This window comes from Halochromatium sp. (assembly GCF_054919635.1).
Genome location: NZ_JBUDPI010000152.1, coordinates 1 through 8163 on the forward strand (window position 1 = coordinate 1; position 8163 = coordinate 8163).

The 8163-nt window shown below is 64.2% G+C and carries 7 protein-coding genes and 1 pseudogene; all 8 read left to right on the forward strand.

Annotation, left to right across the window (positions count from 1 at the left end; genetic code table 11):
• Window positions 1-214 (forward strand): annotated as a pseudogene (locus ACY693_RS10535) (DUF4139 domain-containing protein); the annotation flags it as partial.
• A 375-nt stretch (window positions 215-589) separates the two neighbouring features.
• Complete coding sequence (locus ACY693_RS10540; protein WP_462321785.1) at window positions 590-1999, forward strand: form I ribulose bisphosphate carboxylase large subunit; 1410 nt, start codon at window positions 590-592, stop codon at window positions 1997-1999.
• Window positions 2000-2112: 113 nt separating this feature from the next.
• Window positions 2113-2457 (forward strand): ribulose bisphosphate carboxylase small subunit, encoded by a 345-nt coding sequence (locus tag ACY693_RS10545; RefSeq protein WP_462321786.1) that lies wholly within the window; start codon window positions 2113-2115, stop codon window positions 2455-2457.
• Window positions 2458-2546: 89 nt separating this feature from the next.
• A complete protein-coding gene (locus ACY693_RS10550; protein ID WP_462321787.1) occupies window positions 2547-5210 on the forward strand; it encodes a CsoS2 family carboxysome shell protein in 2664 nt (887 codons plus the stop codon).
• 434 nt (window positions 5211-5644) lie between these two features.
• Window positions 5645-7051, forward strand: coding sequence for a carboxysome shell carbonic anhydrase (locus ACY693_RS10555; protein WP_462321788.1), 1407 nt, complete (start codon window positions 5645-5647; stop codon window positions 7049-7051).
• Between the two features lie 12 nt (window positions 7052-7063).
• Window positions 7064-7318 carry a carboxysome peptide A gene (locus ACY693_RS10560; RefSeq protein WP_462321789.1) on the forward strand — a complete coding sequence of 85 codons (255 nt, stop codon included), beginning with the start codon at window positions 7064-7066 and terminating at the stop codon, window positions 7316-7318.
• A gap of 10 nt (window positions 7319-7328) precedes the next feature.
• Complete coding sequence (locus tag ACY693_RS10565) at window positions 7329-7643, forward strand: carboxysome peptide B (RefSeq protein ID WP_462321790.1); 315 nt, start codon at window positions 7329-7331, stop codon at window positions 7641-7643.
• Between the two features lie 66 nt (window positions 7644-7709).
• Window positions 7710-8033: a BMC domain-containing protein gene (locus tag ACY693_RS10570; protein ID WP_323683505.1), complete on the forward strand. Its 324-nt coding sequence runs from the start codon at window positions 7710-7712 to the stop codon at window positions 8031-8033.
• Window positions 8034-8163 lie beyond the last annotated feature (130 nt).

The window sequence follows — 8163 nt, forward strand, 5'->3', positions numbered from 1 at the left end:
GTATCAGTTCGAAGGCGCCTACGAGATCCTGGTCAAGAACGCCAAGTCGGAGCCCGAGACGGTCGTGATTCAGGAGCGAATCCCGGGCGACTGGAGCATGTTGGAGGAGAATGCGCCACATGAGAAGGGCAATGCCAACACGGCGGTCTGGCGGCTCGAGATCCCGGCCGAAGGTGAATCACGGCTGACCTATCGGGTGCGTGTGCGCTACTAGCTGCCTGCTGCCTGCTGCCTGCTGCCTGCTGCAGCATAGCTGGGCTGTGCTGGCAGGCATGAGAAGTTCCGTGCTAATCGATTAGTTGCTTGATCTCGGTCAATGTGGTGCGCGCACACTGATAGTGGCTATTGCTGCACCGTCACAGCTCGTTTATTGTGCCGGGCGCACTAAAACGGCGCCGGCCATGGTCCTCACTATAGACGAAAATCGATTTTATCGATCGAAACAATCGATTTCCGCTGAAGACTGCGCTCGGCGTAAGGTTATCGGGTTATCAGCGGCACCGTTGCCGAGGCCCTCCGAACACGATCCAGCGTTAGGCAAACCCGGATCAAGCGAAGCAGACGCAGAACAGACCCACAGGAGCTGAGCATGAGCAAAAAGTACGACGCCGGTGTTAAAGAATACCGGGACATGTACTGGACCCCCGACTATGTCCCGCTGGACACTGACCTGCTGGCCTGTTTCAAGGTCACTGGGCAGCCCGGCGTCCCCCGTGAAGAGGTTGCTGCTGCCGTCGCCGCTGAATCCTCGACCGGTACCTGGTCAACGGTTTGGTCAGAGTTGCTGACGGACCTCGAGTATTACAAGGGCCGCGCCTATCGCATCGAGGACGTGCCTGGCGACAACGAGTCCTTCTATGCCTTCGTCGCCTACCCGATCGACCTGTTTGAGGAAGGCTCGGTCGTCAACGTACTGACCTCGCTGGTCGGTAACGTGTTCGGCTTCAAAGCCCTGAAGCATCTTCGCCTTGAAGATCTGCGCTTCCCGATCGCCTACATCAAGACCTGCGGCGGCCCGCCGGCTGGCATCCAGCTCGAGCGTGACCGATTGAACAAGTACGGCCGCCCGATGCTCGGCGCTACCATCAAGCCGAAGCTGGGTCTGTCGGCAAAGAACTACGGCCGTGCTGTCTACGAGTGTCTGCGCGGCGGCCTAGACATGACCAAGGACGACGAGAACGTCAACTCGCAGCCCTTCATGCGCTGGCGTGATCGCTTCGAGTTCGTCGGTGAGGCCATCCAAAAGGCGCAGCAGGAGACTGGTGAGCGAAAGGGTCACTACCTCAACGTCACCGCCGCGACGCCGGAAGAGATGTACAAGCGCGCCGAGTTCGCCAAGGAAGTTGGCTCACCGATCATGATGCATGACTTCCTCACCGGTGGCTTCACCGCCAACACCGGCCTGGCCAACTGGTGCCGCGAGAACGGCATGCTGCTCCATATTCACCGCGCGATGCATGCGGTCATCGACCGGCATCCGAAGCACGGTATCCACTTCCGCGTGCTGGCCAAGTGTCTGCGCCTCTCCGGCGGCGACCACCTGCACACCGGTACCGTCGTCGGCAAGCTCGAGGGCGATCGTCAGTCGACGCTCGGCTTCGTCGACCAGCTGCGCGAATCATTCGTGCCTGAAGACCGCTCACGTGGCGTCTTCTTCGATCAGGATTGGGGGTCACTGCCCGGCGTCTTCGCCGTCGCCTCCGGCGGCATCCACGTCTGGCACATGCCGGCGCTGGTGACGATCTTTGGTGACGACTCCATGCTGCAGTTTGGTGGTGGTACTCAGGGCCATCCCTGGGGCAACGCCGCCGGCGCTGCCGCCAACCGCGTCGCCCTCGAGGCCTCGGTCAAGGCTCGCAACGAGGGCCGCGAGATCGAGAAAGAGGCGCGCGATATCCTCACCGAGGCTGCTCAGCACAGCCCAGAGCTGGCCATCGCGATGGAGACCTGGAAGGAGATCAAGTTCGAGTTCGAGACCGTCGATAAGCTCGACACCTGATCGGCTGATCCCATTGGGAGCAGCGGCGCATTGGGCGTCTGCTCCCAACGGAGCCTGACTCCATCGGCCTTCGCCACCTCACCATCGAACGCAATTTAACAGGAGTATCCGCCATGTCCTTGCAAGCAACCATGGGCGACTACCAGACCAAGAAGACCCTCGAGACCTTCGGCTTCCTGCCGCCGATGTCCCAGCAGGAGATCTACGATCAAATCGCCTACATCATCGCTCAGGGCTGGACGCCGGCGATCGAGCACGTGCATCCCTCAGGCACGATGGACGACTACTGGACCATGTGGAAGCTGCCGTTCTTCGGCGAGCAGGAGCTCGGTAACGTGGCTGCTGAGCTTGAGGCCTGCCACCGCTCCTATCCGGATCATCATGTCCGCCTGACTGGATACGACAGCTACACCCAGAGCCAGGGCTCTTGCTTCGTCGTCTTCCAGGGCCGCGGCTAAGCGCTGTGCTCAGCCCTGCCTTCGGTTGAACTGGTTTGCGCGGGTGTTAAGCCCTGCGCCGGCTCCGGACTGAAGCGCAGGCGGCGACGATGTCGATCTCCGTCTTTCCGGTCTTTCAGCACTTGGCGGGTGCCGGAGGCCGGCAGGCGATGCACTATCCCGAGCTGCCCGCCCGCCCGGCGATGACGGACAGCCAACCCGACAGCCCCACGGAATTACCCATGGCAAGCAAAGCGAACCTGAGATCGAGCGGCCGCGAGGCGGCCCTGGCCCGCCGGCGTGCCCTGTCGACCCAGGGCAAGCAGGGTTTGGTGCAGACCACGCCAGAGCGCAGTCGCGACCCGCGGCCGGTTCGCGCACGGCCTCAGCAGGCCCCGGCGTCGAGCACCCCAGCTCCAGCTTCGGCTCCCACGCAGGACCCGTTGCAGGGCTTTGATCGCTCGTCTTCGGGCCGCGCGCAGGCTGGTTCGCAACGCCAACGTTCGGCGCCGCCGAGTCCTTCGCAGAACAGTCGCGAGCTCGCGCGTCAGCGGCGGGCGAAGTTGGCCCGCGATGGTCGGCGAGCGCAGCGCAGCGGCGATCGGACCCGCGCCCAGACGGCTCGTCAAGGGGGCGATAAGGCACCTGCTCAGAATAAGTCCGATTGTGGTTGCGGCGGCAAGGGCAAAGGCAATGGGGATCGCTCTCCGGCTAGCAACAGCCCGGCTAGCAACAGCAAGCTGGGTGCAGCTGCGCAGCCATCGCTGTCATTGTCAGCGCCGAACTCCTCCAGCAAGCCGCAGGCGAGCAATCGCAAGCGCAAGCCGAATCCAGCGCTCGCGACCAAGCCAGCGGGGCGGGCAGTGGCGCTCGCGCGCCGGGCTGCGCTCAGCGGGCGAGGTAAAGGGGCAACCAACGTGCCGCATTCCGTTGCCGGCATTGCTCGGCAGGCCAATCCAAAGTTGACCGGGCGTGAGCTCGCACAGCGGGTGCGCGCGCAGCGCAGCAGCAATGGCGGCGCAGGTGAGCGCAAGTCGCAGCCAACCGGGCGTGTGCGTCCGAATCGGGCCGGTGCTGCTGATCAGCCGTGGAAGGTGGGCGTCAGCGAGACCTCGCACGGCCAGTTCGTTACTGGTACCCGGGTTGGACGCAGCCTGAAGACCACCGGTGATGAGCCAAGCACCTGCCGGGCAATCACCGGTACCGAGTACATGGGCGCGGATATCTTCCGTGAGTTCTGTCAGACCGATCCGGTACCCTCGACGTCGAAGATCGGCCTGAGCCCGACCGGCTACGGCACCTGCATCTCCGGCAATGCGGGTGGGCGCTCGCCAAAGGTCACCGGCGATGAGCCTGGTACCTGCAGCAACGTCACCGGTACCCAGTACCTGTCGCCGGATCAATACGTGAGCTACTGCAACACGCGTCCGAGTCCGGAACCGCGCGAAACGGGCGTCGATCAGACCCTCCGGGGCCAAGGCCTGTCCGGCACCATGGTTGGCCGCTCTGTGAAGGTCACCGGCGACGAGCAGGGTGCCAACGTGGTGCCCACGGGTACGCAGTACACGGCGGCCTCCGAGATCCCGACTGACCGGTCAGCGCCGCCCAAGGTCGGCACCTCGGGCACCCTCTCCGGTGGCAGCATCACCGGCACGCGGGTCGGTCGCGCGTCGACTGTGACGGGCGATGAGCCCGGCAGTTGTCGCTTGGTGACCGGCGATCAGTACACCTCGCGTGAACAGTACGAGCAGTTTTGCGAGATCAGTCCGCCGCCTGAGGCTGCAAAGGTGGGCTTCTCGACCACCAACAAGGGCTTCCGTGTCTCCGGCACCCAAACCGGCCGCTCGGGCAAGGTGACCGGCGATGAGCCTGGAACCTGCAAGGCTGTTACCGGAACGCCCTATGCCGGCTTGGAGCAGGCATCGGATTACTGCGCCCCAGAGCAACGACATGAGATCAAGGCACGCACGCCGGTGATGTCGGCAACGCCTGGGCGGGCCATGACCGGCATCCAGCCCGGCATTGGTGGCCTGATGACAGGCGCCTCGAAAGGGGCCTGCGAACCGCTAACCGGCACTCCATATGTTGGAGCCGACCAGTTTGCAAGCGCGTGCGAGACCGATGTCAGCAATGCTGCTGAGCCCGGCCAGCCCGACTTTCCACGCTTGCTGGATGATTCGGCGCCCGGCCTGACTCCTCAGCCGCGCCCTGGTTTGACTCCCAACCAGACCCCCAGCCTGGCCGCCGCGCCGGCGGCGCCCCCGGTTCCTGGTCAAGGCTTCAGTGTCAGCTCGCCGGCTCGCGCAGCGTTCGAGAGTCGCCGCCAAGGTGCCGTCACCGGTACCAGTTATGAGTCAAACCGGCACATCACCGGCCCGTTCGGGATGGGTACCGGCAAGATCACCGGCACCGAGCAGTTCCGCTTCGATAGCCGACGCGCGCGCCCTAATCTGTTGACCCCTGAGCCCGATGCGGGTGCCGCTGCCAGCGAGACTGCTGCTGCAGCCGAGCGGGCGCGGGTGACGGGTGAAGGCCAGTCTGCGGGCGGCAAGATCACCGGTGATGACTGGGACCGCGGTGAGCGCGTGACTGGCACAGAGGGGAGTTCGGCACGACGTCGGAATCCGACCCGTCCTGGCCCGATGGGTGCGATGCCACCGGTCGCGGCCAAACGCAATGAAGAAGCGCCGCAGCCAACCAGTCATGTCACGGGCAGTGCCGGCAGCACCGATCGCGGTGCCCTGATCACCTACTCGGGCGGCGCCCGCGGTTGAGCAGCTGAGTCATGCCCCTGCGTCAACGACCATCGCCGCGTCGCCGCAGCCTGGACCAGCGCCCGCGTGGTCGGTCCGCTGTGGGCTCGCCTGCTGAGCCGGCTGCCTCCGTGGCATCGGGTGGGCGGGCGGCACCGCGCGCGGTGCAACAGCCGCCGTTGTCCGGGCAGGCAACGACGTCTGAGCCGGCGGAGCGTCCTTCCACGACCAGGCCAGAGCGGCCTGCCCATGTTGGGCGGGGTGCGACGCGTCCAACCCGGCCTCCGAGGCCTAAACCGCCTGGGCTGGCCAGGGTCAAGGCGCAAGCGCCTGGCGCTGGCTCCGCTCTTGCCCAGACCTCATCTCGGAGTGGAGGCGCTTCGGCTCGGGCGGACCTGAAGACGCCGGCACTCGGTGTTAGTGCCTTTGCGCTAGGCACTGGGTCGAGCGATGGATTGCATCCACTGACCGATGCGGTGGCCAATGCCCGGCTGCACGACTATGAGGCGTCGGTCAAGCATGCCTTCGACAATCTGGTGCCCGTGCTGAAGCAGATCGCAAGCGAGCGCTGTGAGCCAGACTTTGTCAGTCGAGCCCAGGCGATCGCGCGCGCTGAGCTCGGCTTTGAGCTGCCCGCGCCTATCCTCGAGGACAGTTGGATCGGCGGTCTCGATATGCGACGCCTGTTTGCGGCCTGTGTGTTCGAGACCTACCACCGCATGAGCGATGCGTTCTACCGCGATGATCCGCTCGGTGGACGCGATGGGGGGGCCTTCGAGCGCTTCTTGCTCGAGTGTGGTTTCCATCTCATGGATGTCACGCCTTGTGCGGACGGGCGCCTGGCACATGCCATCAGCTATGTGCTGCGGCTGCCCTATGGGCGGGTGCGCCGTAAGTCCTACGCGGGCTCACTGTTCGACATCGAGAACACGGTTGAGAAGTGGGTCGAGACCGAGCTGACGCGCTTTCGCGAAGGCCGGCCGAATACTGCCGATGAGCCGACCCGCTACCTCAAGGTGGTGATGTATCACGGCAGCTCGGTTGATCCCGCCCATCAGGGCTGTGCCGCGCACGGCTCGGATGATGCCGCTGCGGCGAGCGCTGGACTCGAGCGGCTGAAGGCTTTTCGCCAGGCGATCGAGAACAGCTTCTGCTGCGGCGCATCCGTCGATCTGCTGCTGGTGGGGCTTGACACCGATACCGACGCGATCCGCGTCCACGTGCCGGATGCCGATGGCTACTGCGATCTCGAGCATTGGCTGGATGCGGGCAAGGTGTACGAGATCACCCGAGGGATGTCGGCGCCTCAGGCGCGTGAGCGCATCAAGGAGCTGGTGCGCGCCCATGCGCCGGGTAAGACCGCTGCAGCGGCTCTGACCGAAGGCATGGTGCAGCTGATAGTCGGGCTGATCGAAAACAACATCTCGCAGATCGACTATGTGCGCCAATACCATGGTGGCAGCTATGCGGATATCGGCCATGCCGAGCGCTTTATCGGTGCTGGAATCGGCTTTGAAGAGATCCAGCTGCGCAACCTGACCTATTTTGCTTACCTCAGCACCGTGGAGGAGGGCGCGAAGGACGTCGATGTTGGCATCAAGATCTTTACCGGCCTGAACGTCAATCGTGGGCTGCCGGTGCCGATCATCGTGCGCTATGACTATCACGGCGGTGTGCCTGGTGCGCGTGAGCGTGCGGTTGCGCATTGCGAGCGGATTGCGGCCGCATTGAAGGCGCGGTATCCGACGCTCTGCGCCGATGGCATGCTCCATTGCTTGCGTGCGGTGCGCGATTGTGATGCCGCAGCGCCGATTGAGATCGTGGGCTCGTCGCTACAGCCCGCGGCCGCTGGCGGACATTGAGGCTGGGCGCTGATGAAGATCTGCAAGGTCCTGAAGCCATTGGTGTCGACCAACCGCATCCCGGGCTTCGAGCACAAGCATTTGCAGGTGGTGCAGGACGGCAGTGCGCAGCTGGTTGCGGTTGATGCAGTTGGTTCAATTCCGGGTGATTGGGTGATCTGCGTGGGCAGCTCGGCCGCCCGTGAGGCCGCGGGCAGCAAAGAATATCCGAGCGATCTGACCATCGTCGGCATCATCGACGATTGGGACCCGGACGCGGGGCTCTGAGGTCGCCGCGATGGAGATCAACCAGGTGGTCGGCACCCTGTACTGCACCCAACGCATCGAGGGGCTCAGACATTGCAGTCTGCAGATCCTGAAGGATCGCAAGGGCAAGCTGCTGGTCGCGACGGATCCGGTTGGCGTGCGGCCTGGGAATTGGGTCTTTACCGTCAGCGGCTCGGCAGGACGCCTAGCGATGCCCGACCCGAAGACCATGACCGATCTCAGCATCGGCGGCATTATCGATTTCTGGCAGCCGGAACAGGTGGCTAAGGCAGAGAGCAGCAGCGGCGACCAGCAGCCAACGGAACAACAGGATCAGGCGGCCTAGGCTCGGCCAATTAAACCCTCGACCGCGATCGAAGCGGCGTAAAAGTCTTTAACGGAGACGACAGAAATGGCAGGCGAAAGATTTGGCATTGCGCTGGGCATGATCGAGACCCGTGGTCTAGTGCCAGCGATCGAGGCCGCGGATGCGATGGCCAAGGCTGCTGAGGTCAGGCTGATTGGTCGCGAGTTTGTCGGCGGTGGCTACGTCACCGTGCTGGTGCGTGGCGAGACCGGTGCGGTCAACGCAGCGGTGCGTGCCGGCGCCGACGCCTGTGAGCGGGTTGGTGACGGTCTGGTGGCCGCGCACATCATCGCCCGGCCCCACCGCGAGGTCGAGCCGGTGCTCGAGAATACCGGCGACGGGTTTAAGCCTGGTCAGCCTGGCCGCTGAGCGTCAAGTCCGCGCGGCCTGATCGACCCTCGGGGTCGAGCCAGACCGCCCAGCGGCATTGATGCTCGATAGCACACTTATTAAAGACAGTAGACAGACGGAGAAAGACAGATGGCGAACGAGACCATGG